Source organism: Belnapia sp. AC561 (genome assembly GCF_979252845.1).
Genome location: NZ_CEEDBP010000006.1, coordinates 76,743 through 102,678 on the forward strand (window position 1 = coordinate 76,743; position 25,936 = coordinate 102,678).

The window sequence follows — 25,936 nt, forward strand, 5'->3', positions numbered from 1 at the left end:
GTCAATGCGCGACCAAGCGCAGCCCGCGCAACCGACCATTGGGGGAATGACCATGCTCGACGATGGACGGATGGACGCCGCGGCAGCGCTGTTGTGGCAGCACTGGCGCGAAGGTCGCCGGCTGCCCGCCCTGCCACCGGTGCTGCGGCCCGAAACGCGCGCCGAAGGCTATGCGATCCAGGCCCGCCTCGAGGCCCGGGACGGCAGGCCGCAATCCGGCTGGAAGATTGCCGCCACCAGCGCCGCCGGCCAGGCGCATATCGGGCTGGATGGCCCCATCGCCGGCCGGGTGCTGGCCGGGCAGGTCCTGCCGCCCGGCGCGGCGGTGACGCTCGGCGCCAATGCCATGCGGGTGGCCGAACCGGAATTCGTCTTCCGCCTGGCGGCCGACCTTCCGCCCCGCGGCGCGGCCTATAGCCAGGCCGAGGTCATGGCGGCGGTCGACAGCCTCCATCTCGGCATCGAAATTCCCGATAGCCGGTACGAGGATGTCGCCTCCGCCGGCGCGGCCCAGCTGATCGCCGACAATGCCTGCGCCCATCAGATGATCTTCGGCCCGGCCACCTCGGCGGCGTGGCGGCCGCTGGACCTTGCCGTCCATCGCGTCCAGGCGCGGGTCGGCGATCGCTATGCGCGAGAGGGCCTTGGCTCGAACGTCCTGGGCGACCCGCGCCTCGCCCTCACCTGGCTGGCGAACGAGCTTTCCACCCATGGCATCACCCTGGCCAAGGGCCAGTATGTCACCACCGGCACCTGCATGGTCCCGCTCGAGGTCCTGCCCGGCGATGCGGTGGCGATCGACTTCGGGGTGCTTGGCAGCATCGCGGTTCGGTTTATAGCGTGAGGCTTTCCTGAAGGGGGACGCCCGCATGGCCACCGCTGCCGACAGCTTCGATTACGTCATCGTCGGCGCCGGCGCCGCGGGCTCGGTCCTCGCCAACCGGCTGACCGCGGATGGCACCACCACGGTCTGCGTGCTGGAGGCCGGGCCGCCGGACCGCAATCCCTGGATCCACATCCCGGCCGGCTTCATCAAGACCCTGGCCGATCCCGGCGTCACCTGGCAGTTCAAGACCGAGCCCCTGGCGATGACCGGCGGCCGGCGGATCGCCACCACCCAGGGCCGCACCCTCGGCGGCGGCTCCTCGGTGAATGGGATGATCTATAACCGCGGCCAGCCCGCCGACCTCGACCATTGGGCGCAGCGCGGCAACCGCGGCTGGGGCTATGCCGATTGCCTGCCCTACTACCGCCGCAGCGAGAACCGCATCGGCTTCGGCGAGGAGAACCGCGGCCACGCCGAGGGCGGCATCCCCGTCACCGACATGGACTGGATCAACCCGGTCTCCGAGGCCTTCATCGCCGGCTGCGTCGGCATGGGGATCCCCCGCAACCCCGACTACAACAGCGGCGACCAGGCTGGCGTCGGCTATTTCCAGCGCGCCATCCAGAACGGCCGGCGCGTCTCCGCCGCCACCGCCTTCCTCAAGCCCGCCCGCTCCCGCCCCAACCTCGAGGTCCGCACCAATGCGCGGGCCAGTGCGATCCTGTTCGACGGCAAGCGCGCCAGCGGCATCCGCTACATCGCGGCCCCCGGCGGGCCGGCGAAGCAGGTGATGGCCCGGCGCGAGGTCATCCTCTCCTCCGGCACCGTCAATACCGCCCGCCTGCTGCAGGTCTCGGGCGTCGGCCCGGCGGAGCTGCTCGGCAGCCTCGGCGTTCCGGTGGTGCATGCCCTGCGTGGCGTCGGCGCCAATTTCCGCGACCACTATGCCTCCCGCTTCGTCATGCGGGCGAAGCCGGGGACCGAGACGCTGAACGGCCTGGCGCGCGGCGTGAACCTCGGGATGCAGGTGGCGCGCTGGGCCCTGAAGAAGCCCAGCATCCTCGCCACCGCGCCCTCCCACGTCCATGTCTTCTGGAAAAGCTTCGAAGGGCTCGACGCGCCCGACCTGCAATGCGTCTTCACCCCCGGCAGCTATGCCGAGGGCAAGGTCTACGTGCTGGACGACTATCCCGGCGTCACCGCCGGCGCCTGGCAGCACCGGCCGGAAAGCCATGGCTGGGTGAAGGCCCGCAGCACCAACGTTTTCGAGGATCCGGAGATCAACCCGAACTACCTCTCGGACCCGATGGATGTCCGGGTCCATCTCGGTGGCATGCGGCTGCTGCGGCGGATGCTGAACACGCCGGAGCTGAGCCGCTTCCTCGAGGCCGAGACCCTGCCCGGCCCGTCGGTCGAAGCGGACGACGAGCTGCTGGACTTCGCCAAGAAGAACGGCAGCACCACCTACCACCTGATCGGCACCGCCCGCATGGGGCCGGAGACGGACCAGACCGCCGTGGTGAACGACCGCCTGCTGGTGCATGGCATGCAGGGGCTGCGCGTGGTCGATGCCTCGATCATGCCGAGCATGCCCTCGGCCAATACCTACGCGACCACGTTGATGATCGCGGAGAAGGCGGCGGACTTCATCCTCGGGCGTCAGGCGGCGGCAGCCGCCTGACGGGTGGCGGCTACCGCTGCGACGTCGTCACCGCGACGAAATTCGCGGCGCTGTCCTCCGCCACGCGGAACCACTGGACCTGTTCCAGCCGGAACTTGTCCCAATGCTCGTGGATGCGCTTGAACCGCGCATTCTGCGCCCCGAGCTCGGCATAGAGCTCCTGCGAGGCGCGGTAGAGTGCTGTCATCACCTCCCGCGGATAGGGACGAAGCTGGGTGCCGCCCGCCACCAGCCGGCGCAGCGCCGGTGGGTTCAGCACGTCGTATTTCGCCGCGGTGGCGGCCCAGGCCTCGGCGGAGGCGACCTCCAGCATCGACTGATAGGATTTCGGTAGCCCGTCCCAGGCACGCTGGTTGATCAGCAGGTCGGAGCTCGGCGCGATCTCCTGGAAGCCCGGGTAATAGTAGTATTTCGCCACCTGGCCGAAGCCGAGCTTCTCGTCGTCGTAGGGGCCGATGTATTCCGCACCGTCGATCACGCCCCGCTCCAGCGCCGGGTAGATGTCCGAGGGTGCGATCTGCTGCGGGATGACGCCGAGCTTCGCCATCACGCTGCCGCCGAGCCCGGCGATGCGGAATTTCAGCCCCCGCAGATCCTCCGGCGTCTTGATCTCCTTCTTCAGCCAGCCGCCCATCTGCGCGCCGGTGCAGCCGGCGGGGATGGCGACGACGCCCTGGTCGCGGAACACGTCGCGCAGCTGGTCGCGGCCGCCGGCGTAGTTCAGCCAAGCGAACATCGCCCGGCTCGCCATGCCCCAGGGCAGCGTGGTGCTGATAGCGAGGCTCGGGTCCTTGCCGAAGTAGAAGAGGCTGGAGGTGAAGCCGCACTCGACCGAGCCCTGCCCCACCGCATCCAAAATCTGCAGCCCCGGCACGATCTCGCCCGGGCCGGAGACGGTGATTTCGAAGGCGCCGTCCGACATCTCCCGCACCCGCCGGGCGATGATCTCGGCAGCGCCGTAGAGCGTGTCGATCGTCTTCGGGAAGCTGTTCGGGCAGCGCCAGCGGATGCGCGGCTGGGCGGAGGCGAGGTTGGGGGCGGCAAGCGCGGAAGCACCCGCGATGCCGGCGGCCCCGCTGGCGATGATGCGGCGACGGTTCATGACGATCCTTCCCTAGGCCGCCCAACTTTGCAGGGGCTGGCTGGGGAATCTACGCATGCGCCCCGGCGGCTGACCAGACCGTTGCGGATCAGCCAGCGTCGAGCCAGGCCCGGATTTCCGCGCCATGCTCACCGAGGTCGGGCGCCGCCCGCCTCACGCTCGCCGGCGTTCCGCCGAGCCGCACCGGCGGCGCCATCGCCGGCTTGCCGTCCAACTCCAGCACCACGCCCCGCGCCTGGGCCTGCGGATGCGCCAGCGCCTCGTCGTAGGACAGCACCGGCTCGCAGGGAATGCCGGCCGCGCCCAGCGCCGCCAGCCAATGCGCGCTGTCTTCCACCTCCAAGCGCGTCTGGATCAAGGGGATCAGTTCGGCATTGTTGGCGACGCGCTTCGCATTGACCGCGAAGCGCGGATCCTCCGCCAGTTCCGGTCGGCCGATGATGCCGCACAGCGCCCGCCAGAACTTCTCCTTGGACGCCCCCAGGGTGATCCAGCCATCCCGCGTCCGGAAGACCCGATAGGGCGCGGAGCCGCGGTGCAACTGCCCCATCCGCGGCGGCCGCGTCCCCCGGGAGAAGACATGCGCCGCCTCATAGACCCCGAGCGCCAGGCCGGATTCGAACAGCGACTGGTCGATCCGCTGCCCCAGCCCGGTCCGCTGCCGCGCCTGCAGGGCGCCCAGCACCGCGATCGCCGCATACATGCCGGAGGTGACGTCGGTGATGGCGATCGGCAGGCGATAGGGCTCGCCATCGGGCGGACCGTTGCCGGCCATCAGCCCGGACATGCCCTGCGCCATCATGTCGAGCCCGCCATGCCCGGCCCAGGGCCCGGTCTGGCCGAAGCCCGAGATGCTCGCATAGACCAGCTGCGGGTTGATCGCCGCCATCGCCTCCCAGCCCAGGCCCAGCCGCTCCAGCACGCCGGGGCGGAAATTCTCGACCAGCACATCGGCGCGCAGGGCGATCCGCCGTACCACCTCGAGATCGGCCGGCGCCTTCAGGTCCAGCGCGATGCTGCGCTTGTTGCGGTTCCATATGCCGAAGGGTGCGCTGCGTCCCTCGACGAAGGGTGGCATGCGCCGCGCATCGTCGCCGCCATCCGGCCTTTCGACCTTGATGACATCGGCGCCCATATCCCCCAGCAGCATCGTGCAATAGGGGCCAGAGAGGAAACTGGTCAGATCCAGCACCACCAGCCCGTCCAATGCGCCCGCCATGCGACATTCCCCCTGTTGCGGCGAGTAAAGACGCTGCGCCTGGGGCCGGCAACCGGCGGTTTTCCCTTGATGCGCCGCAGCATCCGGCCAAGCTTAGCGACGCACCCGAAACCGATGGGACCGATGAGCAGCAACGCCCCGCGCCACATCCGCCTGACCTCGCATCCGGAGCCACAGGCGCATCGCTGGCCCCTGCGCTGGGCAGCCCCCAGCGCGGCCGAACGCGGGCCGGTAATCGGCTCCGTCACCCGCCCGTCCGACCGCAACGTCATCGGCACCCATGGCGGGTCCTATTCGCTCTATCGCGCGCTTGCCGTCTCCGCCGGCACCCTCTCCCCGCTGCAGCGGCCCGACCTGGCGAACACCCATCCGGTCACCGCCATCGGCCCCCATCCGCAATGGTCGGAGCCGGGCAAGATCGTCTCGCTCGACCCCTGGGGCCATGTGGTGGGGGAAGCCTTCGGCGATGCCATCGGCGAGGGCATCGACATCCGCCCCACCATCGCCATCACCAAGGCCCGGCTGAACATGGCCGAGCTGAACGCCCTGATCGAGGCCGGCAGCCTGAAGCCGGATGGCCAGGTGCTGCATGCCGGCGGCGACGTCTCCGTCACCAAGGCCGCGATCGACCCGGTCTGGTGGCTGCCCGGCATCGCCGAGCGCTTCGGCACGCCGGAACATGAGCTGCGCCGCACCTTGTTCGAGCAGACCGCAGGCATGTACCCGGAGCTGGTCACCCGGCCCGACCTCTCGGTCTTCCTGCCGCCGGTCGGCGGCATCACCGTCTATATCTTCGGCGAGCCGCGCGACCTCGCGAACCGCCGCGTGCCGCTGACCTGCCGCGTGCACGACGAATGCAACGGCTCCGACGTCTTCGGCTCCGACATCTGCACCTGCCGCCCCTATCTCATCCAGGGGATCGAGGAGAGCATCCGCTCGGCGCAGGACGGCGGGGTCGGCCTCGTGGTCTACAATCGCAAGGAAGGCCGCGCCTTGGGCGAGGTCACCAAATTCCTCGTCTACAATGCCCGCAAGCGGCAGGAGGGCGGCGATCAGGCCGCCACCTATTTCGAGCGCACCGAATGCGTCGCCGGCGTGCAGGACGCCCGCTTCCAGCAGCTCATGCCCGATGTGCTGCACTGGCTCGGCATCACCAAGATCCATCGGCTCATCTCCATGTCCAACATGAAGTACGAGGCGATGGTCGAGCAGGGCATCGATGTCGGCGAGCGCGTGCCGATCCCGGCCGACCGCATCCCGCCCGATGCCTCGGTGGAGATGGAGGCCAAGAAGGCCGCCGGCTACTTCGCCCCGGATGCGCCGACCGAGGCGGAACTGGCCCGCACCATCGGCCGGCCCATGGAGAGCATGTGAGCCTGCCCGCTGACCGCGCCGCCGCCGAGGCGCTGCTCACGCCGGAGGCGGTGCGCGCCCGCTGCGGCGAACTCCATGCGCTCGCGCTGGATGGCAGGCTGCCGGGCTGGAGGCTCGACCTCGGCCGCCTGCCCCCTGCGGCCGACCTCGTCGCCGAGGTGGTGCGGCAGAATTATCCCAGCCTCGCCGTGCCCTTCCACGCCCGCTGGCGCCATTTCGCCGTGGGCGGCACGGATCGCTGGGCGGCCCTGCCGGCGCGGGACCCGCGCATGGCCTTCGACCTGGCCATCACCTCCGTGCTGCTGGATGCCGGGGCAGGCATGGCCTGGCGCTACCGGGACGCCGCCACAGACCAGGAATTCGCGCGCTCCGAAGGCCTTGCCGTGGCCAGCTTCGCCCTGTTCGCCGATAGCGCCTTCGCCGCGGATGGCGTGAGCCGATGCGCCGATGCCAGCCGCCTTGCGACGCTGACCGCCGCGGACCTCGCCACCGGCTTCCAGGTCAGCCCGGCAAATCCGCTGGTCGGGTTGGAAGGTCGTGCCGCCCTGCTCCAGCGCCTGGGCCAGGTGGTGGCCGCTGCCCCCGACGTCTTCGGCGGCCGCCCCGGCGGGCTCTTCGATCATCTGGCAGCCCAGGCCGAGGGCGGCAGCCTGCCGGCCCGCGCCATCCTCGTCGCCATCCTCCGTCACCTCGGCGGCATCTGGCCGGGGCGCGAAAGCCTGGGCGGGGTGAACCTCGGCGATTGCTGGCGCCATCCCGGGATTGCCGCGCCCGACGGACTGGTGCCCTTCCACAAGCTCTCCCAATGGCTGTCCTATTCCCTGATCGAGCCGCTGGAGGATGCCGGCATCCGCGTCACCGACATCGACGCCCTGACCGGCCTGCCGGAATACCGTAACGGCGGCCTCTTCCTCGACCTCGGCGTCATCCGCCTCGCCGATCCCGAGGATGCGGCGCGCGAGCATGCGCCGGGCTCGCCCCTGGTCGTCGGCTGGCGGGCACTCACCGTCACCCTGCTGGATGCCATCGCGCCCTTGGTGCGGGACCGCCTTGGCGTCACCGCCGCGACCTTCCCACTTGCCCGGGTGCTGGAGGGCGGTACCTGGTGGGCCGGCCGGCGCCTGGCTGCGGAACGCCGCGCCGATGGCGGCCCGCCGCTTCGCATCGCCAGCGATGGCACCCTGTTCTGAATGACCAAGGTCTGAAAGGCCAAGCCCCATGCGGCAAGTCCATGTCGTCCGCCATCCGCTGGTACAGCACAAGCTGTCCCTCATGCGCAGCGCCGAACGCTCCACCCAGGGCTTCCGCCGGCTGCTGAACGAGATCGGGATGCTGCTGGCCTATGAGGTGACGCGCGACCTGCCGCTGGAGGATGTGGAGATCACCACGCCCCTGGCGACGATGAAGACGCCCATCCTGGCCGGCAAGAAGCTGGTCTTCGCCCCGATCCTGCGCGCCGGGATGGGCTTCGTGGATGGGATGCTGGAGCTGGTCCCCTCCGCCCGCATCGCCCATATCGGCCTCTACCGGGACCCGAAGACCCTCCAGGCGGTCGAGTACTACTTCAAGGCTCCGCCCGATGTGGCGGAACGGCTGGTCATCGTGCTCGACCCGATGCTGGCCACCGCCAATAGCGCCGTCGCCGCCATCGACCGCCTGAAGGAGCGCGGCTGCCACGACCTGCGATTGGTCTGCCTTCTGGCCGCGCCGGAAGGCATTGAGCGTTTCCATGGCAGCCATCCCGAGGTGCCGATCTGGACGGCTGCCATCGACAGCCATCTCGACAGCCATGGCTATATCGTCCCCGGCCTGGGCGATGCCGGGGACCGGATGTTCGGCACCAAATAAATGCGTCCGCACCAGACATCTGGACCAATCCGGATGGTTCTGCGATGCGTTGTTCCCTCATGTCCCGGTGAGGCCGGATAAGAGGCGAAGCCCACCCTATTCATGGCCAGCAAGAAGAAGCCGTCCAAACGTGGCCCCGCCAAGCGGGGCATCCAATGCGCCGCCTTCCCCTTCCAGGAAAGGAATGGCGAGACGTATGTGTTGCTCGTCACCAGCCGGGAGACGAAGCGCTGGGTGCTGCCCAAGGGCTGGACGGAAAAACACGGCCGCGGCGCCGAACAGGCCCAGCGCGAAGCCTTCGAGGAAGCCGGCATCATCGGCCAGATCGCCCCGGATGCCATCGGAGCCTATGCCTATCCCAAGCGGCTGGATGACGGCGCCACGGTCACCTGCGACGTCGAGGTCTTCGCCCTGGCGGTGGAGCACCTGCTGGAGGATTGGCCGGAAAAATCGCAGCGGGAGCGGCGGTGGTTCACCCTGTCCGAGGCCGCCATGGCGGTGGATGACGGCGGCCTGGTGACCCTCATGCTGCAACTCGCGGCGCCTGAGGCTTGATCATCGATACCCTGCCGCTTCCCGGGGGCGGCTTGCTGGGCATGAGCCACTGCCCCGGCCGCGGCCATGGCGAGCCGGCACGCGACCTTGCCATCGCCCGGGCCTGGGGCGCCTCAGGCCTGCTGACCCTGTTGCAGGACACCGAAATCACCCGTGCGGGCCTTGCCGGCGCGGTTGCCGAATCGGGCTTGCGCTGGTGGCGCGCGCCGATCCCGGACATGCAGCCACCCGGCACGGCCTTCCTCGCCGCCTGGGACGAGGCAGCCCCTACCCTGCTGGCGGAATGGCGTAGCGGCGGCCGCGTGCTGGTGCATTGTGCCGCCGGGCTTGGCCGCACCGGGACCTTCGCCGCGGCCTTGCTGCGCAGCCTCGGCATGGCACCAGAGGCCGCCATCACCCTCGTCCGATCCACCCGCCCCGACACCATCGAGACGCCGGAACAGCTGGCCTTCATCCATCACGGGCCGTCGCTGCTGCTATCCGGCTGAGGCGGGCTCATCCCCCGCGGCATCCAGCACATGCAGTGAATAGGTGAAGGCGGCCCCGGCATTCAGGGCGATCGCCACGCCCAGCGCCTCCGCCATCTCCGCCTTGCTGGCGCCGGCCACCTTGGCCTTCCGCACATGGGCATCGATGCAGCCGTCGCAGCGCGTGGTCACGGCAACCGCCAGGGCGATCAGCTCCCGCGTCTTGGCATCCAGATGCTGGGTGGTGGCCGCACCACGGGCCAGGGCGCCGAAGCCCTTCACCAGTTCGGGGTGCAGACCGCTCAACTCCTTGCCGCGGACCCGCGTGGCGGCGTTGTAGGCGTCCCAGTCCTTGATCCCGGTCATCGGCTGCTCCCCTGAATTACGATGGGCGCGGGGATGACCCCCGCGCCCATGCAGTCTCACCCGGCTTGAGGCGAAGGGCTACTCCACCGCCTCCGGCTCCTTCTCCGCCTCGCCATCGCCGGGCCCTTCCTCGGGCTTCGGCAGGGCGGGGGCGGCGGCTTCCTGGTAGTCGAAGGCCAGGGCGCCATCGCGCAGATTGACCTTCACGGAACCACCCTTCACCAGCTTGCCGAAGAGCAATTCCTCGGCGAGCGGCTTCTTGATGTATTCCTGGATGACGCGGGCCAGCGGCCGGGCGCCATTCAGCGGGTCGTAGCCCTTCTCCGCCAGCCATTCCTTGGCGGCCGAGGACAGCTCGATGGTCACGTTCCGGTCCGCGAGCTGGGCTTCCAGCTGCATCACGAACTTCTCGACCACCTGGCCGACGATCTCCGGCGTCAGCCCGGCGAAGGGCACCACCGCATCCAGCCGGTTGCGGAATTCGGGGGTGAACATCCGCTGGATCGCATCGGTATCCTCGCCGCTGCGCGCCTCACGCCCGAAGCCGATCGCCGGCTTGGCCATGTCGGAAGCCCCCGCATTGGTGGTCATGATGAGGATCACGTTACGGAAATCGACCGTCTTGCCGTTGTGGTCGGTCAGCTTCCCATGGTCCATCACCTGCAACAGGATGTTGTAGAGATCCTGATGCGCCTTCTCGATCTCATCGAGCAGCAGCACCGCATGCGGATGTTGGTCGATGCTGTCGGTCAGCAGCCCACCCTGGTCGAAGCCGACATAGCCCGGCGGCGCGCCGATCAGCCGGCTGATGCTGTGCCGCTCCATGTATTCGGACATGTCGAAGCGGATCAGCTCGATGCCGAGCGTCTTGGCGAGTTGCTTCGCGACCTCGGTCTTGCCGACGCCGGTCGGGCCGCTGAACAGGTAGTTGCCGATCGGCTTCTCGGCATCACGCAGCCCCGCCCGGGACAGCTTGATGGCCGAGGACAGCGACTCGATCGCCTTCTCCTGGCCGAAGACCATGGACTTCAGGTCGCGCTCCAGGGTGCGGAGCGTCTCCTTGTCGTCGTTGGAGACGGTCTTGGGTGGGATCCGGGCGATCTTCGCCACGATCTCCTCGACGTCCTTCAGGGTGACCGTCTTCCGCCGCTTGCCTTCCGGCTGGAGCATGCGGGAGGCGCCGACTTCGTCGATCACGTCGATCGCCTTGTCCGGCAGCTTGCGGTCATGGATGTACTTCGCGGAAAGCTCCACCGCCGCCCGGATGGCTTCCGGCGTGTAGCGTACCTTGTGGTGCTTCTCGTAGTTGGTCTTGAGGCCGGTCAGGATCTTGACCGCGTCCTCGACCGAGGGCTCGTTTACGTCGATCTTCTGGAAGCGCCGCACCAGGGCGCGGTCCTTCTCGAAGTAGTTGCGGTATTCCTTGTAGGTCGTGGACCCGACGCAACGCAGCGTCCCTTGGGCCAGCGCCGGCTTCAGCAGGTTGGAGGCATCCATCGCCCCACCGCTGGTCGCACCGGCGCCGATCACCGTATGGATCTCGTCGATGAAGAGGACGGAGCCGGGCTGCTGCTCCAGCTCGTTCACCACGGCCTTCAGCCGCTCCTCGAAATCGCCGCGGTAGCGGGTACCGGCGAGCAGGCTGCCCATGTCCAGCGCATAGATGGTCGACTTCGCCAGCACCTCGGGCACGTCGCCCTCGATGATGCGCTTGGCCAGGCCTTCGGCGATGGCGGTCTTGCCCACGCCCGGATCACCCACATAGAGCGGGTTGTTCTTGGTCCGGCGGCAGAGGATCTGGATGGTCCGCTCGATTTCCTGATCGCGGCCGATCAGCGGGTCGATCTTCCCGGCCGCGGCCTTCTTGTTCAGGTTCACGCAGTAATTGGACAGCGCATCCTGGCTGCGACCACCACGCGGCTTCTCCTCCTTCTCCGGCTCCTCGGAAGGCCCGGATGGGTTGGAGGAGGCGGTCGGCGTACCCTGGACCGGACGGTTGGAGGTGCGGCCCGGCGCCTTGGCGATGCCATGGCTGATGAAATTCACCGCATCCAGCCGGGTCATGTCCTGCAGCTGCAGGAAATAGACGGCATGGCTCTCCCGCTCGGAGAAGAGGGCGACCAGCACATTGGCGCCCGACACCTCGTCCCGGCCGGAGGACTGGACATGGATCGCGGCCCGCTGGACCACCCGCTGGAAGCCGGCGGTGGGCTTGGGGTCGCCAGCGCGCTCCGTCACCAACCCGGCCAGATCCTTGTCCAGGAATTCGGTCAGGTCGCGCTTCAGCTTGTCGTTGTCGACGCCGCAGGCGCGCAGGACGGTTGCGGCATCGGTGTCGTCGGTCAGGGCGAGAAGCAGGTGCTCCAGAGTCGCGTATTCATGCCGGCGCTCATTGGCGAGGCCGAGGGCGCGATGGAGCGTCTGCTCGAGATTGCGGGACAACATGCTCAAGACGCTCCCCGTTGGAACCCAACATGCCAGGAACATCCGGACACGAGGGTGGGTTTCCCCTGAAAAAACCGTCGTATGGTCAAACTATCGATCAGAAGCTGGGCGTTCCGGTAACCCGGGACGAGCCCCCCGTTCGGCGGGGTGCCGTTCTTGTTGGGATACAACCCTGGGCGGCACCGGCTGGGGCCGCATTCGCCGGATGGCGATGATGCACCAGGCCGCTGGCCCGATGCGATCATTCCTTTTCGATCGTGCACTGCAAAGGATGCTGGTTCTGGCGAGCCAGGTCCATCACCTGCGTGACCTTGGTCTCGGCCACCTCATAGGTATAGACGCCGCAGACCCCGACGCCGCGGCGATGCACATGCAGCATGATCCGCGTCGCCTCCTCCCGGTTCTTCTGGAAGAAGCGCTCGAGGACATGCACGACGAATTCCATCGGCGTGTAGTCGTCGTTCAGCATCAAGACCTTGTACATGGCCGGCTTTTTGGTGCGCGGCCGGGTCTTCACCACCACGCCGGTATTGGGCGTCGTGTCCCCCGGCGGGGTCCCACCGGGGGGATTCGCGCCCATGGGTGCCGATCCCCTGCCTGCCGGTCCGATAATCCGCTTGTCCTGATCGCTCATGGGGTTCCTGGTGGGCAGGCCTGCACCCGCCTGCGGGTATCCTGGCATGCCGGTCGAGCCGGCCTGCCAGACAGGATATCGCCCCGAATGGCGCAAGGTGAAGTGCCCAGCGGGGTTCTGAGTGCGATATGGGCACCCCACCCTAGCAGGGAAAGGGTTACCGGAAGCTCGCCAGGCCGGAAACGCGGCCCGGGGTGCCGGCCGCGGCCGCCCGGGCCGGACATGAAAAGGGCCCGGCCCGGCATCCTCCGCAATGCGAAGGTGCCGGGGCCGGGCCCCGAACCTGCCACCAGCCCCGCAGGGCCGGTGGCGCGATCCCTGCGCCTCAGGCCGTGATCGGCTTGGACATGGTCTCGACCGCGAGGGTCATGCGCGCGGAGATCGGCGCGAAGGAGGCCTCGACCAGCTTCAGGGAGGCTTCCTGCAGCTTCGTCGTCTCGGCCAGCGTCTTCTCGATCGCGCTGCGGGTGTAGGAGGTCTGGATCTCGGTGGCCTCCTTCAGGCTCTTCACCGAGGACAGCGCCTTGGCGCTGGCGATGGCATGCTCGCTCAGGCCCTGCATCAGCGCCATGGTCTGCTTGCCGAGGTCCTGCACGCCGGCGAAATAGACCTGGGTCGCCTTGGTGAAGGCTTCGGCATTGCCGCGGCCGAATTCCGCCGCCTGCTCGGCCGCCTTCATCATGCCGTCGGTCGCCTTCGTTGCCTGGTCCATGTTCTTCTCCATCGTGACTTGCGCCTGCGCGGCGCCGGTACCAATCAGCTTCTGGGTCTTGGCAGCGCCAGCGGCAGCCGCATCATTCACCAGCTTCTTCACATCCGCCGCCTTGGGCTCAGAAATCACCGACATGCGTAGCTCCTCGAAGGGGGTCCAACGACCCTGTTTCGGGCGTTGCCCGTCTCACCTTGCGGCTTCGGGCCCGACCGATTTGCTGCAGTGCAACATGGCGCTATGTAAGGCAGCCCACCCGAGCATTGCAAGCAATTTTTGCAGCGCAGCATTTCACCGCCAATTTAAAGTTTCGAAGACTTCTTGAGCAGAGCCAAGGGAAGTTGCGATGCCACGCAGGCTCGCCCGGCTAAGCCTTTGCATTGCAAGTGTTCCTCTTCCATTCCCGTGGACAGCCCCACCGCAGCGCCGGTATTGTGAAGGCGATTCGACAGCTTGCGGGGGCAGGCTTCGCATCGGGGGGCTTCGATCTTGCGGATCCGTGCCATGTCGCGCCTGGGCTTCGGCCTGGCACTATCCATCCTGCTCGCAACCGGCGCCCGGGCTCAGATCGGCAGCGAACGTTACTCCGCCATCGTGACCGATGCCCGGACCGGCAATACGCTCATCGCCGCCAGCCCGGATGAGCAGCGCTATCCGGCCTCGCTCACCAAGATGATGACGGTCTACCTGGCCTTCGAGGCCCTGCGCGACGGCCGCACCACCCTCGACAGCGTCCTGCGCGTCTCGGGCAATGCCGCATCCATGCCGCCGTCCCGCCTCGGCCTGACCTCGGGCATGACCCTGACGGTCGAGGAGGCGATCCTCGCCCTGGTGACCAAATCCGCCAATGACGCGGCGGCGGCGCTCGGCGAATACCTCGGCGGCGGCTCCGAGGAGCGCTTCGCCCAGATGATGACCATGAAGGCCCGGGCGCTCGGGATGACCCGGACCACCTTCCGCAATGCCTCCGGCCTGCCGGACCTGGATCAGGTCACCACCGCGCGGGACATGGCCCTGCTCGGCCGGCGGCTGATGCAGGACCATCCCAACCGCTACAGCTTCTTCTCCACTCCGCATTTCGTCTTCCGCGGCCGCACGCACTGGAACCACAACCGTCTGCTGCAGGAATACGAGGGCACCGACGGCATCAAGACCGGCTACGTGAACGACAGCGGCTTCAACCTGGTCGCCAGCACCCAGCGGGAGGGCGTGCGCCTGGTCGCCGCCGTCTTCGGTGGCCGCACCGGGCGTGAACGCGACCGCCACATGATGGCCCTGCTGGATCAGGGCTTCATCCAGATGGGCGTCACCCCGACCGTGCACCGGAGCCTGCCGCCCCTGATGGCGGCAGCCCAGGCAGCCCCGATGCGCAGCGCCCGAAGCCAGGGCCGTCCGCAGCTCGTCACGGCCCCGGCCAGGGCCACGCCGCGTGCCGGCCGGCCGGCGCCGCAGGTCACGGCGGCACGGCCACCACTGCTGCGGACCGTGACCGCCCGCAATCCCCGTCCTCCGGCGGCCGCTGCACGGATCGAGCAGGGTGATACCAGCCGCGGCCTGAGCCGCCCCACGGTCCGCCCGGTCCACCAGCCCGCAACCCGCCCCAGCGGCAAGGCTGCCAAGCCCCAGCGCCGCTGACGCAGCCCCGGCGGCAGGGCGGGCCAGCCATGGCCCGCCTGCCCGCCTAGCCTCGCGTCACCCCATGGCGCCGCGCGCCGCGACCGGCCAGAGGCATTCCACCCGTCCCTTGCGGACCCCGACATACCAGTCGTAGCGATCCACCGTCGGGTCGCAATGGCCCGGCACCAGCCGCAGCTTCTCGCCCAGGGCGGGCGCCTCGCCATCCTCGATCAGCAGCTTGCCGTGCTCATCCGAGGCCCCGACATAGCGCAGCCCGGCACGGCCATGCACCAGCGGCAACCCGCTGTCGATCGTCACCGCCTTATGGCCGGCATCGACCACCGCGACGCCGGGGATCGCCCGACTCATCACGGTGGCCAGCACGAAAAGGCTCTGGCGGAAGGGCGGCGGGCTGTCGTTGCGGGCATAGTCGGCATCCATGAAGGCATAGGAACCGGCCTGGATCTCCGTATAGACCCCGCTGGCGACTTCATTCTCGAAGGTGCCGGTGCCGCCGCCGCCGACGATGGCGCAGCCGAGCCCCTGCTGCGCGAGTTGTTCCACGCTGCGCCGGGTCAGCTCCACCGCATGGCCGATCGCCGCGGCACGTTCCTCCGGACTGCGCTTGTGCTGGGCGCTGCCCTGATAGGATTGCAGCCCGCCGAAGATCAGGTGCGGGCTGGCGGCGATGTGCTTGGCAAGCGCCACCGTCGGCGGTCCCGCCTCGACCCCGCAGCGGGAGGCGCCGCAATCGATCTCGATCAGCACCGTCAGTCGGGTATTGGCCGCCGCCGCCGCCTGCTCCAGCGCCGCGACCTGCAGGGCATCGTCGACGCAGACCGAGACCTTGCTGATCCCCTGCAGCGCCGCCAGCCGCGCCAGCTTCCCGGCGCCCACCACCTGGTTGCTGACCAGGATGTCCGGGATGCCACCCCAGGCCAGCACCTCGGCTTCCGCCACCTTCTGCACGCATTGGCCGACGGCGCCGCGAGCCATCTGCAGCCGGGCGATGACCGGCGACTTGTGGGTCTTCGCATGCGCCCGGAGCTTCACCGGTGTCTTCGCCAGGAAGCCGGCCATGTGGTCCAGATTGGCCTCGAAGGCATCGAGGTCGAGCACCAGCGCCGGCGTATCGATTTCATCTTCCGGCATGCCGGGGGTGGCGGGCGGCGGCTGCGGCATAACGGGTGCTCCGATGGGTCAGGGACGGCCGCGGTACCCCGCGCCGGGACAGGTTCCAATGGTCGGGCCCGGCCGGCGCCGCGTCCAGCCCCCCCGGGCCGCGGCAGGGTCAGCGCCGCGGTGCCCTCGGTCAGGCATGCGTATGCGGGTGGCTATGCGCCCCGGCGCCATGGTCATGCCGCGCCTCCTCCTCCGTCGCCGGGACAAGGTGCAGGCTGTGGTGGCGGACACCCCGCTGGCTGGTGACCGCATCGGCGAAGCGCCGCACCGCGCCGGAGGGCCCGCGCAGCACGGCCACCTCCAGGCAGGCGGCATGATCCAGATGCACATGCATGCTGGCGACGGCCAGATCATGGTGGTCGTGGTGGGACTGGGTCAGCCGCCGCGCCAGGTCGCGCACCGCATGGTCATAGACATAGCTGAGCGTGGCGACGCAGGGCGCCGCGGCATCCTCCGGCGCTTCCCGGTCCACCGCATCCCGCACTAGGTCCCGCACGGCCTCGGACCGGCTGGCATAGCCCTTCCGCTCGGCGAGCCGGTCGATGCTGGCCAGCAAGGCCTCGTCGATGGTGATGGTCACCCGTTCCATGAATCCTGCCCTTGCGACCCCGACCAGCATGCGCCCGGGGTTGCGGCCGCGGCAACAAGCGTGTGAGCTTTCCCAAGATAAGTATGAGGATCAGGTCTTGGCGAAACGGCTGGCCCGGTGTGGGGCTGCATGGCTGGCGATGGCCGCCACGATCCCGCAGGGCGCGGCCCAGGACGTCACCCTCCCGGATCTCGTCGTCACCGCCCCGCGCGCCACGGCCTCCGCCGCCAGCGACATGCGCCTCGATGCCGGCCAGATCGCGGCCCGCCCCATCGCACGGATCGGCGAGGCACTGGAAGCGGCAACCGGCCTGATCGTCACCCAGCACAGCGGGGAGGGAAAGGCGAACCAGTATTTCCTCCGCGGCTTCAACCTGGACCACGGCACCGACCTCGCCATCAGCGTCGACGGCATGCCGGTCAACATGCGCACCCATGCACATGGCCAGGGCTATGCAGACCTGAATTTCCTGATCCCCGAATTGCTCGGCGGCCTGACCATCCGCAAAGGCCCCTATGCGGCCGAGGACGGCGACTTCGCCACCGCCGGCAGCATGCGGCTGGACCTGATCGATAGCCTGGAGCGTCCATTCTTCCAGGTCACCACCGGCAGCTACGGCTATTGGCGCGGCCTCGCCGCCGGCTCCCAGCGCCTTGGCAATGGCGTGCTGCTGGCCGCCGGTGAGGCCGCTACCTATGACGGGCCCTGGCGCCGCGGCGACCAGTTGCAGCGCCTCACCGGCCTGCTCCGCTACACCCAGGGCACCGCCGGCGACGGCTTCTCCCTAACCGCGATGAGCTACGCCAACCGCTGGCACGCGACGGACCAGGTGCCCGCCCGGGCCGTTTCGGCGGGACTGGTCGATCGCTTCGGCACCCTGGACCCCACCGATGGCGGCCGGGCGGAACGCCACAGCCTCTCGGGCCGCTGGACCGGCACGGGCGACTGGGGCACCACCCGGGTCAGCGCCTATGCCATTCGCTCGACGCTCAACCTCGTCAACAACTTCACCTATTTCCTCGATGATCCGCTGAATGGCGACCAATTCACCCAGGCTGACCGGCGCTGGGTCCTGGGCGGCGAGGTTTCCCAAAGCCTGCCCTGGACCCTGGCCGGGCGGGAGGTGGTGACCCGCATCGGCGTGCAGGCGCGGCACGACGACATCCGCCTCTCCCTCACCCGCACAGTCGCCCGCACGCCGCTCTCGACCATCCGGGAGGATCGGGTGCGCCAGGACAGCCTCGGGGTCTTCACCAACAGCACCTGGCGGCTGGGCGACTGGCTGCGGCTGAGCGGCGGCCTACAGGCCGATTGGGTCGGCGGCCGGGTGCGTAGCGATACGGCGGAGAATTCCGGCGCGGCCGGGGAATGGATCGCCAGCCCCAAGGCGGGGATCGTGCTCGGCCCCTGGGCCGCGACCGAGCTCTTCCTCAATGCCGGCAGCGGCTTCCACAGCAACGACCTGCGCGGCGCCACCATCCGGGTCGATCCCACGGATCGGCTGGCCCCCCTCACCCGGGTCCCGCTGCTTGTCCGCGCCAAGGGTGCCGAACTCGGCCTCGCCACCCGCATCCTGCCCGGTCTCGACTCGCGCCTCGCCGCCTTTGTCCTTACCCTCGGCTCCGAGATCCTCTTCCTCGGCGATGCCGGCACCACCGAGCCCAGCCGCGCCAGCCGCCGCCTCGGCATCGAATGGACCAACCGCTACCAGGCCCTTCCCTGGCTCGCGCTCGACCTCGATATCGCGGCGACCCGGGCGCGCTTCACCGAGGCGGACCCCGCCGGGCGCTACATCCCCGGCGCGCCCAACCTCGTCCTCGCCACCGGCATCACGGTGGACGAGGGCCTCGGCTGGTTCGGCGCCGCCCGCCTCCGCTATTTCGGTGCCCGCCCGCTGACCGAGGACAATAGCCAGCGCTCCCGCGCCACCGCCCTGGTCAATGCCCGCCTCGGCTACCGCTTCGGCAACGGCCTCAGGATGCAGCTCGAAGCCTTCAACCTGTTCGACACCAAGGCCAGCCAGATCGACTACTTCTACGCCTCCCGCCTGCCCGGCGAGCCGGCCGCCGGTGTGGAGGACCGCCACTTCCACCCGGCGGAGCCGCTGGCCCTCCGCTTCACCCTCGCCGCCAGCCTTTAGGCCTCGGCGGTCCGCCCCACCGGCACCGGCGGCGCCTTGGCCGTCGGCGCGCCATCCCGGCAGAAGGCGGAGAAGATCGCCCCGGCGAAGGCGGCGATCACCGCGATCAGCCACATCCGGTCATAGCTGCCGGTCTGGTCGAAGATGACGCCGCCCAGCCAGGCGCCGGTGAAGCCGCCGACCTGATGCCCCAGGAAGACCAGCCCGAAGATCGTCGCCAGCCAGCGCGTCCCGAAATTCCGGGCACAGAGCGCGACCGTCGGCGGCACCGTGCTGAGCCACAGCAGCCCCATGATCGCGGAGAAGACCAGCACGCTGGTGGTCGTCTTCTCCACCATCATGAAGCCCCCCATCAGCACGCCGCGCGCGGCATAGATGAGGACCAGCAACTCCCGCCGCTTCCACTTGCTCGAAAGCTCGCCCGCGGTCAGCGAGCCCGCCACGTTGAACAGCCCGATCAGGCTGATGGCCGCCGCCCCGACCCCGAGCGGCAGGTGGCAGCTGGCGACGAAGCCCGGCAGGTGAACCGCCATGAAGCTGACGTGGACGCCACAGACGAAGAAACCGAAGGACAGGAACCAGAAGGTCGGGTCGCCCAACGCCCGGCGCAGCGCCACGCCCGCCTTTTCCTCGGCCGGCGCCCCGGCGACCGGCTTTGCCGCCTGGTCGTTCAGCGGCAGCGCCAGCGGGATCATGAACAGGGAGACGCCGGCGATGATCAGCATCGCCACCTGCCAGCCCGCGCCCGAGATGCCGAAGGCGACCAAGGGCACCACCAGGAACTGCCCGAAGGAGGAGCCTGCCGTGCCCAGCCCGGTCGCCCGGCCGCGCAGGCTGTCCGGCAGCAGCCGGGTCAGGCTGGCCATCACCACCGGCATCCCCGCGGCGGAGACCGCGCAGCCCATGACCACACCGGCGAAGAAGGTGAACCAGACCAGGCTGTCCGACAGCGCCATGCCGATCAGCGCCACCACCTGCAGCGACGCGCCGATCATGATGACGGTGCGCCCACCGATCCGGTCCGCCATCTGGCCCCATAACGGCTGGGTCAGCCCGTTCACCAGCACCTGCAGGGCGATGGCGAAGGCGAAGCCGCTGGCGCTCCAGCCATGGGCCTGGGTCATCGGCGCGAGGAACAGCCCCAGGCTCTGGCGCAGGCCCATGGCCAGGGCCGCGGTCACCACGCCACAGACAAGCAGCAGGCCGACCGCCCTACGGGCGCCGGGGGCGGTCAGGCCGGACATGCATGGTCTCCTCACATTCGCCTGACATGAGAGCATTGCAGGGCCCCTGCGGACAACCGCGCTGCGCGCATGGCCCCTTGTCGCCCACATGCTTGTGGTGCAGGGCCATCGTCCCGTGAATTGCGCCCGGGGCGGTGGCATGCGAAGGCCCCCTGCATTGCCCCGGGGGACCATCGATGCTGCGTGCACTCTACGACCGCGTACTGGCGCTGGCGGCCCATCGCCGCGCACCGGCCTATCTCGCCGGCGTCAGCTTCGCCGAGAGCAGCTTCTTCCCCATCCCGCCCGACGCCATGCTCATTCCCATGTGCATCGCCAAGCCGGAATCGGCCTATCGCTATGCGGCGATCTGCACCGTTGCTTCGGTGCTGGGCGGCATCCTCGGCTATATCATCGGCTACTACCTCTTCGATGCCCTGGCGATGCCGGTGCTCCGTGCCTATGGCCATGCCGATGCCATGGTCACCTTCCAGGGCTGGTACGACCGCTGGGGGGCGCTGGTCATTCTCATCAAGGGGCTGACGCCGATCCCCTACAAGATCGTCACCATCGCCTCCGGCGCGGCGCATTTCAGCTTCGTGGTCTTCCTGGTGGCCAGCGTCGTCACCCGCGGCGCGCGTTTCTTCCTGCTGGCCTTCCTGCTGCGCCGCTTCGGCCCGCCGATCCGCGACTTCATCGAGCGCCGGCTGACGCTGGTCACCACCGTCGCCGCCGCCGGCATCGTGGTCGGCTTCCTGGCGCTGAAGCTCATCTAGCGCCGTCTATTCCCGCCAGGGATGCTGCGCCCAGAGCGTCTCGTAATGCGTCTTCATCGCCACCAGCTCGGCCCGGTACTCATCCGGGCCGAGGATGCGGAGCGGTAGCGCCAGCTGCGTCGCCACCGCCTGCCATTCCGGATCCTCAGCCGCGCGGCGCGCGGCATCCACGATGCGGTCCAGCACCGGCCGCGGCAGCCCGGCCGGCGCCGCGAGGCCGCGCATGGAGCCCTCGACGACATCGAAGCCCTGTTCGCGGAAGGTCGGCACATCCGCCATCACCGGCCAGCGTGCCGTGCCCATCTGGCCGATCGGCCGGAACAGCCCCTGGCGGAAATCGCCAATCGCCTCGCCGATGTTGGTCACCGCCAGGTCGATCTGCTTCGAGAGGGTCGCGGTCCGCACCGGGGCGCCGCCGGCGAAGGGGATGTGCAGGAACTTGGTCCCCGTCACCCGCTCCAGCGCCAGCACCGCCAGATGGTCGTCCGAGCCGATGCCCGAGGTGCCGTAGCTGACCTGCCCCGGCCGCCGCTTCGCCTCCGCCACCAGGTCGGCGACGGTGCGGATCGGGCTGTCCGGCAGCACCCAGATGGCGCCCGGATCGTCCACGATGTTCAGCACCGGCGAGAAATCATCCAGCCGGAAGCGCGTCGCCGGCCGCTCGATGGGGATGGTGACGATGGTCGGCGTATTGATGAAGCCGATCGTATAGCCATCAGGCTTGGCCCGGGCGAGTTCGGTGAAGCCGATCTCGCCGCTGGCGCCGGGCCGGTTGGTGATGACCACCGCCTGGCCGAGGTACTTCTCCATGATCCGCGCCAGCGGCCGCGCCGCGACATCGGTGCCGCCGCCGGCCGGGAAGGCAATGACCATGGTCAGCGGGCGGTCGGGATAGCTGCTCTGCGCCAGCGCGGGGGTGGCCAAAGGCAGGCCGGCCAGCCCGGCCAGCAGGGTGCGTCGTTCCATGATGATCCTCCCCGGTCGCCGCTGTTGCGCGCGGCCTCCTTGGCGCGGATCGGACCATGCCGGCCACGCCGTTGCAATACCGGCGGGGTTCAGCCGGGACGGGCGACGAAGCCGGTCTTCTCGCCGCGGCGGAAGCCGGCGCCTTCGTAGAAGCGCATGGTGGACTCGAGCGTCGAGCCGGTCAGCAGCATCACCTTGTAGCAGCCCTGCGCCCAGGCAGCCTCGAGCGCGCCGGCCAGCACCGCCCGGCCATGGCCCCGCTGCCGATGCGCGGCATGGGTCACCACATTCTCGATCAGGCCGAAGGGCCGCGCCGAACGGGTCAGGCAGGGGGTGACGATCAGCATGCAAGTGGCGACGGCGATGCCATCGGCCTCCGCCAGGAAGACGGTGATCGCCGGATTGTCCCGCAGCGCTTGCCAACTCCGCGCCGCGACCTCGGGCTCGGGTGGCTCATCCGTGTTCAGGTGCCGATAGAGTGCCAGCAGAATCGGCAGGTCCGGCGCTTCGGCCGGGCGAATGCGGGTGGTCGGCGACATCTTCCCCCCTTGGCGGCCAAGCTGTCGCGGCGCCATGCTCGTCGCGGTCACGGCATGACCGGAGGGCAGACGATGCGACGCATCCTGGCAGGCTGGGCAAGAATCTTCACCCCCATGGCATTGGCCCTGGGGCTTGCCGCCACGGCGGAGGCCGGCAGTACCTTCGACGCGGTCAAGCGCAACGGCGAGGTCCGCTGCGGCGTCTCAACCGGCCTCGCCGGCATGTCCCAGCCGGATGCCAACGGCATCTGGCGCGGCTTCGACGTGGATATCTGCCGCGCCGTCGCGGTCGCCATGTTCGGCGATGCTTCCAAGGCCCGCTTCGTTCCGACCACCACCGCGACCCGCTTCACCGCCCTGCAATCGGGCGAGGTCGACCTGCTCTCCCGCACCACCGCGCTGACCATCGCCCGCGACAGCCAGCTCGGGCTCACCATCACCGTGCCGCATTTCTTCACCGGCCAGGGCGTGCTGGTGCACAAGCGGCTGAACGTCACCACCGCCGCCCAGCTCGATGGCGCCACCTTCTGCGCGACGCTGGCCAGCGAGATCGAGCGCAACCTGGCCGACTGGGCGCGGCAGAAGAACATCCGCATCACCACCATCCCCTTCGATACGCCGCCCAGCATCCAGGCCGCCTTCCAGGCCGGGCGCTGCGATGCCATCAGCAACGACATGATCAACCTCTCCGGCAACCGCGCCGCCGCGCCGAACCCGGCCGACCTGGTGCTGCTGCCGGAGCTGGTCTTCAAGGAACCGCATGGCGTGCTGGTGCGGAACGGCGACGCGGAATGGGCGGCGCTGACCCGCTGGGCGGTCTTCGCCCTGATCCAGGCCGAGGAGATGGGCCTTACCCAGGCCAATGTCGCCGAGATCCGCGCCACCACCACCGACCCCAAGATCCGCCGTTTCCTCGGCCTGACCGAGAATGTCGGCACCGGCTGGGGCCTGCCGGCAGGTTGGGCCTTCGAGGTCGTCCGTCAGGTCGGCAATTACGGCGAGGTCTTCGACCGCGGCCCGGGCAAGGTGCTGGGCATGGACCGCGGGCTGAACCGCCTCTGGACCGACGGCGGGATGCTCATGTCCTGGCTGTGGCAATAGCGGCGCGCACCGCCTCCGCCACCGCGACGGCATTCGGCGTATCCGAATGGATGCAGATGCTGTCGCGGCCCACGATGATATCGGCACCGTTGATCGAGGTGCCGCGCCCCTCGGCGATGGCCCGCCGGCAGCGGGCGGCGGCCTCGGTGGGGTCCACCGGGGCGTGTTCGCGGGTGATGATCACCCCGCCGGCATCGGTATAATCCAGGTCGGCATAGTATTCCGCGACGTAGCGATGGCCGCGGGCCGGGTAGATCGTCTCATGCAGGGTGCCGGGCAGGCCGAAGATCGGCACCCGGAAGACATCCGCCGCGTCGCAGATCGCCTCCGCCACATGCGCCTGCCGCGCCGCCATCCCATAGAGCGCGCCATGCGGCTTGATGTGGTTCAGCGGCATGCCCTCGGCCGCGAGGAAGCCCGACAGCGCGCCGATCTGATAGATCAGGCAGGCCGCCAGCTCCTCCCGGCCCATCGCCATCTCGCGCCGGCCGAAGCCCTGCAGGTCCGGCAGGGAGGGATGCGCCCCCACCGCCACCCCATGCGCCTTGGCGAGCCGCACCGTCGCCCGCATCTGCACCGGGTCGGCGGCATGGAAGCCGCAGGCGACGTTGGCGACATCGATCAGCGGCATCAGCGCCGTGTCGTCGCCGATGCGATAAAGGCCGAAGCCCTCGCCCATGTCGCAATTGATGGTCGCCATGGGGCTCATTCCCTCCAGGGATGCTCGGCCCAGAGGGCCTGGTACTTCACCCGCAGCGCCATCAGCTCCGCCAGGTAGTCATCCGGGCCGAGGAAGCGCAGCGGCAGCATCTGCTGCGCCGCATTGGCCTGGAATTCCGGGTTGTCCACCGTCCGCCGCACCGCCAGCGACAGCCGCTCCAGCACCGGCCGCGGCATCCCGGCGGGCGCCGCCATCCCGCGCATCGAGCCTTCGACCACGTCGAAGCCCGCCTCGCGGAAGGTCGGGACATCGCCGGCGACCTCGGTCCGCCGCTCGCCCATCTGGCCCAGCATGCGCATCAGCCCCTGCCGGCTCTCCTGCACGCCCTCCGCCACGTTCATCGAGCCGAGGGCGATGGTCCGCCCGAGCAGCGCCTGCTTCACCTGGGCGCTGCCGGCATAGGGCACGTGCAGCAGCGTCACCCCCGCCTGCCGCTCGAAGGCCATCACCGCCAGATGGTCGTCCGAGCCGATGCCGGTCGTCCCGTAGCTGATCGTCTCCGGCTTCGCCTTTGCCGCGGCGATGACATCGGCCAGGCTCCGGTAGGGGCTGTCGGTGAGGACGAAGAGGGCGCCGGGATCGTCGACGATATTGGCGATCGGGGAGAAATCCTCCAGCCGGAAGCGGGTCCGCCGCTCGATCGGCAGGGTGACGATATGGGGGGTGTTGATGAAGCCGATGGTCAGCCCGTCCGGCCTTGCCCGGGCCAGCTCGGCGAAGCCGATCTCGCCGCCAGCGCCCGGCCGGTTCACCACCACCACCGGCTGGCCGAGGTCCTTCTCCATGTAGCGGGCCAGGGTCCGGGCGGCGAGGTCGGTGCCCCCGCCGGCGGCGAAGGCCACCACCATGGTCAGCGGCTTGTCGGGGAATTCGGCCCGCGCCGTCGCCGGCAGCAGCAGCGCGGGGGTGGCCAGCAACAGGCGGCGGGTGATCATGCGAGGGTACCCCGGAAATGGAAAAGGCCGGCGGGTTGCCCCGCCGGCCTTTGATCCCGCAAATCCGGGCTGAACTCAATCGGCGGCGAGGGCCATCCGGCTGCGGTTCATCCGGCTGTTCACATGGTCTTCCGCCATGTCCACCACCCGCTCGGTCTCCTCGGGGGTGAAGACATGGCCGGCACCCTGCATCACCCGATAGTCGATGGTGATGCCACGCTGGGTGTTCAGCTTGTCGACCAGCTTCTTCACCGAGGATTCCGGCACCAGCTCATCCGCCGCGCCATGCAGGATGAGGCCGTTGCAGGGGCAAGGGGCGAGGAAGCCGAAGTCGTAGTGGCTGGCGGGCGCGCTGATGGAGACGAAGCCGCCCATCTCGGGCCGCCGCATCAGCAGCTGCATCCCGACATAGGAGCCGAAGGAATAGCCGGCGACCCAGAGGCTATGCGAGTTCGGGTTCACCGCCTGCAGGAAGTCCAATGCGGAAGCCGCATCCGAAATCTCCCCGATACCGCCGTCGTAGCGCCCCTGGCTGCGGCCAACCCCGCGGAAATTGAAGCGCAGGACGGAAAAACCCATCGCCTGGAAGCGCTGGTAGAGGGCGTAGGTCACCCGGTTGTTCATGGTCCCGCCATGCAGCGGGTGCGGGTGCAGCACGAGCGCGACCGGGGCGTTCGGCTGCTTCGAATGGTGGTAGCGGCCTTCAAGCCGGCCGTCAGGGCCGGCGAACATGACCTCAGGCATCGTCCCGTGGGTCCAATTCCGGTTGTGCCGCGCGCGTCTGGGCTACCGACGGGAAAGCTGGGTCCGCCGACAGGCCAAGCGCGCACTGACGCTTGGTGGGGAAGTCCTGGCTGGCACCACACCAGCCCCCTCGCATGTCCCGCCTTGCCCATCCGCCCCAATGGTTGACTAGGGAGG

Annotated in this window: 25 protein-coding genes; 11 read left to right on the plus strand and 14 right to left on the minus strand. The window is 69.1% G+C overall.

Annotated features, from left to right (window positions below):
* Positions 1–52: 52 nt before the first annotated feature.
* Both AC0IW9_RS06965 and AC0IW9_RS06970 read left to right on the plus strand, forming a co-directional pair.
* Positions 53–844, plus strand: a complete 792-nt coding sequence (locus tag AC0IW9_RS06965; RefSeq protein ID WP_471647492.1) for a 2-keto-4-pentenoate hydratase — start codon at positions 53–55, stop codon at positions 842–844.
* 25 nt (positions 845–869) lie between these two features.
* Positions 870–2,507: a GMC family oxidoreductase gene (locus tag AC0IW9_RS06970; RefSeq protein ID WP_471647493.1), complete on the plus strand. Its 1,638-nt coding sequence runs from the start codon at positions 870–872 to the stop codon at positions 2,505–2,507.
* 10 nt (positions 2,508–2,517) lie between these two features.
* Here AC0IW9_RS06970 and AC0IW9_RS06975 read toward each other — a convergent pair whose 3' ends face one another.
* Together AC0IW9_RS06975 and AC0IW9_RS06980 are read right to left on the minus strand one after the other, a co-directional pair.
* Positions 2,518–3,609: a TRAP transporter substrate-binding protein gene (locus AC0IW9_RS06975; protein ID WP_471647494.1), complete on the minus strand. Its 1,092-nt coding sequence runs from the start codon at positions 3,607–3,609 to the stop codon at positions 2,518–2,520.
* An 88-nt stretch (positions 3,610–3,697) separates the two neighbouring features.
* Positions 3,698–4,828, minus strand: a complete 1,131-nt coding sequence (locus AC0IW9_RS06980; RefSeq protein ID WP_471647495.1) for a CaiB/BaiF CoA transferase family protein — start codon at positions 4,826–4,828, stop codon at positions 3,698–3,700.
* 123 nt (positions 4,829–4,951) lie between these two features.
* Here AC0IW9_RS06980 and AC0IW9_RS06985 point away from each other — a divergent pair, with 123 nt between their 5' ends.
* The 5 genes from AC0IW9_RS06985 to AC0IW9_RS07005 all read left to right on the plus strand — a co-directional run bounded on the left by AC0IW9_RS06985 (position 4,952) and on the right by AC0IW9_RS07005 (position 9,093).
* Positions 4,952–6,202: a GTP cyclohydrolase II gene (locus AC0IW9_RS06985; RefSeq protein WP_471647496.1), complete on the plus strand. Its 1,251-nt coding sequence runs from the start codon at positions 4,952–4,954 to the stop codon at positions 6,200–6,202.
* Positions 6,199–7,392, plus strand: a complete 1,194-nt coding sequence (locus AC0IW9_RS06990; RefSeq protein ID WP_471647497.1) for a URC4/urg3 family protein — start codon at positions 6,199–6,201, stop codon at positions 7,390–7,392. Before AC0IW9_RS06985 ends, AC0IW9_RS06990 begins: the two co-directional genes overlap by 4 nt.
* 28 nt (positions 7,393–7,420) lie before the next feature.
* Positions 7,421–8,050 (plus strand): uracil phosphoribosyltransferase, encoded by a 630-nt coding sequence (gene upp, locus AC0IW9_RS06995; RefSeq protein ID WP_471647498.1) that lies wholly within the window; start codon positions 7,421–7,423, stop codon positions 8,048–8,050.
* Between the two features lie 102 nt (positions 8,051–8,152).
* The gene (locus tag AC0IW9_RS07000) at positions 8,153–8,605 is read left to right on the plus strand and encodes an NUDIX hydrolase (protein WP_471647499.1); all 453 of its coding nucleotides are present in this window, start codon (positions 8,153–8,155) and stop codon (positions 8,603–8,605) included.
* Entirely contained in the window at positions 8,602–9,093 is a 492-nt protein-coding gene (locus tag AC0IW9_RS07005; RefSeq protein ID WP_471647500.1) for a phosphatase domain-containing protein, read from the plus strand. Before AC0IW9_RS07000 ends, AC0IW9_RS07005 begins: the two co-directional genes overlap by 4 nt.
* Here the strand turns inward: AC0IW9_RS07005 and AC0IW9_RS07010 are convergent.
* The 4 genes from AC0IW9_RS07010 to AC0IW9_RS07025 form a co-directional block, all read right to left on the minus strand.
* Positions 9,082–9,429: a carboxymuconolactone decarboxylase family protein gene (locus AC0IW9_RS07010; RefSeq protein WP_471647642.1), complete on the minus strand. Its 348-nt coding sequence runs from the start codon at positions 9,427–9,429 to the stop codon at positions 9,082–9,084. The two genes, AC0IW9_RS07005 and AC0IW9_RS07010, sit on opposite strands and share 12 nt — an antisense overlap.
* A gap of 87 nt (positions 9,430–9,516) precedes the next feature.
* On the minus strand, positions 9,517–11,883 hold the full coding sequence (gene clpA / locus AC0IW9_RS07015; protein ID WP_471647501.1) for an ATP-dependent Clp protease ATP-binding subunit ClpA: 2,367 nt from the start codon (positions 11,881–11,883) through the stop codon (positions 9,517–9,519).
* A 241-nt stretch (positions 11,884–12,124) separates the two neighbouring features.
* Positions 12,125–12,463 (minus strand): ATP-dependent Clp protease adapter ClpS, encoded by a 339-nt coding sequence (clpS, locus tag AC0IW9_RS07020; protein ID WP_471647502.1) that lies wholly within the window; start codon positions 12,461–12,463, stop codon positions 12,125–12,127.
* Positions 12,464–12,842: 379 nt separating this feature from the next.
* Positions 12,843–13,364, minus strand: a complete 522-nt coding sequence (locus AC0IW9_RS07025) for a phasin family protein (protein WP_471647503.1) — start codon at positions 13,362–13,364, stop codon at positions 12,843–12,845.
* Between the two features lie 366 nt (positions 13,365–13,730).
* Between AC0IW9_RS07025 and AC0IW9_RS07030 the strand changes: the two genes are divergently transcribed.
* Entirely contained in the window at positions 13,731–14,861 is a 1,131-nt protein-coding gene (locus AC0IW9_RS07030; RefSeq protein WP_471647504.1) for a D-alanyl-D-alanine carboxypeptidase family protein, read from the plus strand.
* 57 nt (positions 14,862–14,918) lie between these two features.
* Here the strand turns inward: AC0IW9_RS07030 and AC0IW9_RS07035 are convergent, their stop codons facing one another.
* Positions 14,919–16,025 (minus strand): DSD1 family PLP-dependent enzyme, encoded by a 1,107-nt coding sequence (locus tag AC0IW9_RS07035; RefSeq protein WP_471647505.1) that lies wholly within the window; start codon positions 16,023–16,025, stop codon positions 14,919–14,921.
* A 130-nt stretch (positions 16,026–16,155) separates the two neighbouring features.
* Positions 16,156–16,614 (minus strand): nickel-responsive transcriptional regulator NikR, encoded by a 459-nt coding sequence (nikR, locus tag AC0IW9_RS07040; RefSeq protein WP_471647506.1) that lies wholly within the window; start codon positions 16,612–16,614, stop codon positions 16,156–16,158.
* Positions 16,615–16,753: 139 nt separating this feature from the next.
* Here nikR and AC0IW9_RS07045 point away from each other — a divergent pair, with 139 nt between their 5' ends.
* On the plus strand, positions 16,754–18,754 hold the full coding sequence (locus AC0IW9_RS07045) for a TonB-dependent receptor (protein WP_471647507.1): 2,001 nt from the start codon (positions 16,754–16,756) through the stop codon (positions 18,752–18,754).
* Here AC0IW9_RS07045 and AC0IW9_RS07050 read toward each other — a convergent pair.
* Positions 18,751–19,998, minus strand: a complete 1,248-nt coding sequence (locus AC0IW9_RS07050) for an MFS transporter (protein ID WP_471647508.1) — start codon at positions 19,996–19,998, stop codon at positions 18,751–18,753. The genes AC0IW9_RS07045 and AC0IW9_RS07050 overlap by 4 nt on opposite strands.
* Before the next feature lie 176 nt (positions 19,999–20,174).
* Here AC0IW9_RS07050 and AC0IW9_RS07055 point away from each other — a divergent pair, with 176 nt between their 5' ends.
* The gene (locus AC0IW9_RS07055; protein ID WP_471647509.1) at positions 20,175–20,753 is read left to right on the plus strand and encodes a YqaA family protein; all 579 of its coding nucleotides are present in this window, start codon (positions 20,175–20,177) and stop codon (positions 20,751–20,753) included.
* A 6-nt stretch (positions 20,754–20,759) separates the two neighbouring features.
* Here the strand turns inward: AC0IW9_RS07055 and AC0IW9_RS07060 are convergent, their stop codons facing one another.
* Together AC0IW9_RS07060 and AC0IW9_RS07065 are read right to left on the minus strand one after the other, a co-directional pair.
* A complete protein-coding gene (locus tag AC0IW9_RS07060) occupies positions 20,760–21,719 on the minus strand; it encodes a tripartite tricarboxylate transporter substrate binding protein (RefSeq protein ID WP_471647510.1) in 960 nt (319 codons plus the stop codon).
* A gap of 89 nt (positions 21,720–21,808) precedes the next feature.
* Positions 21,809–22,258, minus strand: coding sequence for a GNAT family N-acetyltransferase (locus tag AC0IW9_RS07065; RefSeq protein ID WP_471647511.1), 450 nt, complete (start codon positions 22,256–22,258; stop codon positions 21,809–21,811).
* A 72-nt stretch (positions 22,259–22,330) separates the two neighbouring features.
* Here AC0IW9_RS07065 and AC0IW9_RS07070 point away from each other — a divergent pair, with 72 nt between their 5' ends.
* Positions 22,331–23,359: an amino acid ABC transporter substrate-binding protein gene (locus tag AC0IW9_RS07070; RefSeq protein WP_471647512.1), complete on the plus strand. Its 1,029-nt coding sequence runs from the start codon at positions 22,331–22,333 to the stop codon at positions 23,357–23,359.
* On the opposite strand, the gene pxpA is transcribed toward AC0IW9_RS07070, so the two are convergent.
* From pxpA to AC0IW9_RS07085, 3 genes are all read right to left on the minus strand, one after another.
* On the minus strand, positions 23,337–24,059 hold the full coding sequence (pxpA, locus tag AC0IW9_RS07075) for a 5-oxoprolinase subunit PxpA (protein WP_471647513.1): 723 nt from the start codon (positions 24,057–24,059) through the stop codon (positions 23,337–23,339). The genes AC0IW9_RS07070 and pxpA overlap by 23 nt on opposite strands.
* A 5-nt stretch (positions 24,060–24,064) precedes the next feature.
* Positions 24,065–25,015, minus strand: a complete 951-nt coding sequence (locus tag AC0IW9_RS07080; RefSeq protein ID WP_471647514.1) for a tripartite tricarboxylate transporter substrate binding protein — start codon at positions 25,013–25,015, stop codon at positions 24,065–24,067.
* Positions 25,016–25,090: 75 nt separating this feature from the next.
* Positions 25,091–25,759 (minus strand): alpha/beta hydrolase, encoded by a 669-nt coding sequence (locus AC0IW9_RS07085; RefSeq protein WP_471647515.1) that lies wholly within the window; start codon positions 25,757–25,759, stop codon positions 25,091–25,093.
* Positions 25,760–25,936 lie beyond the last annotated feature (177 nt).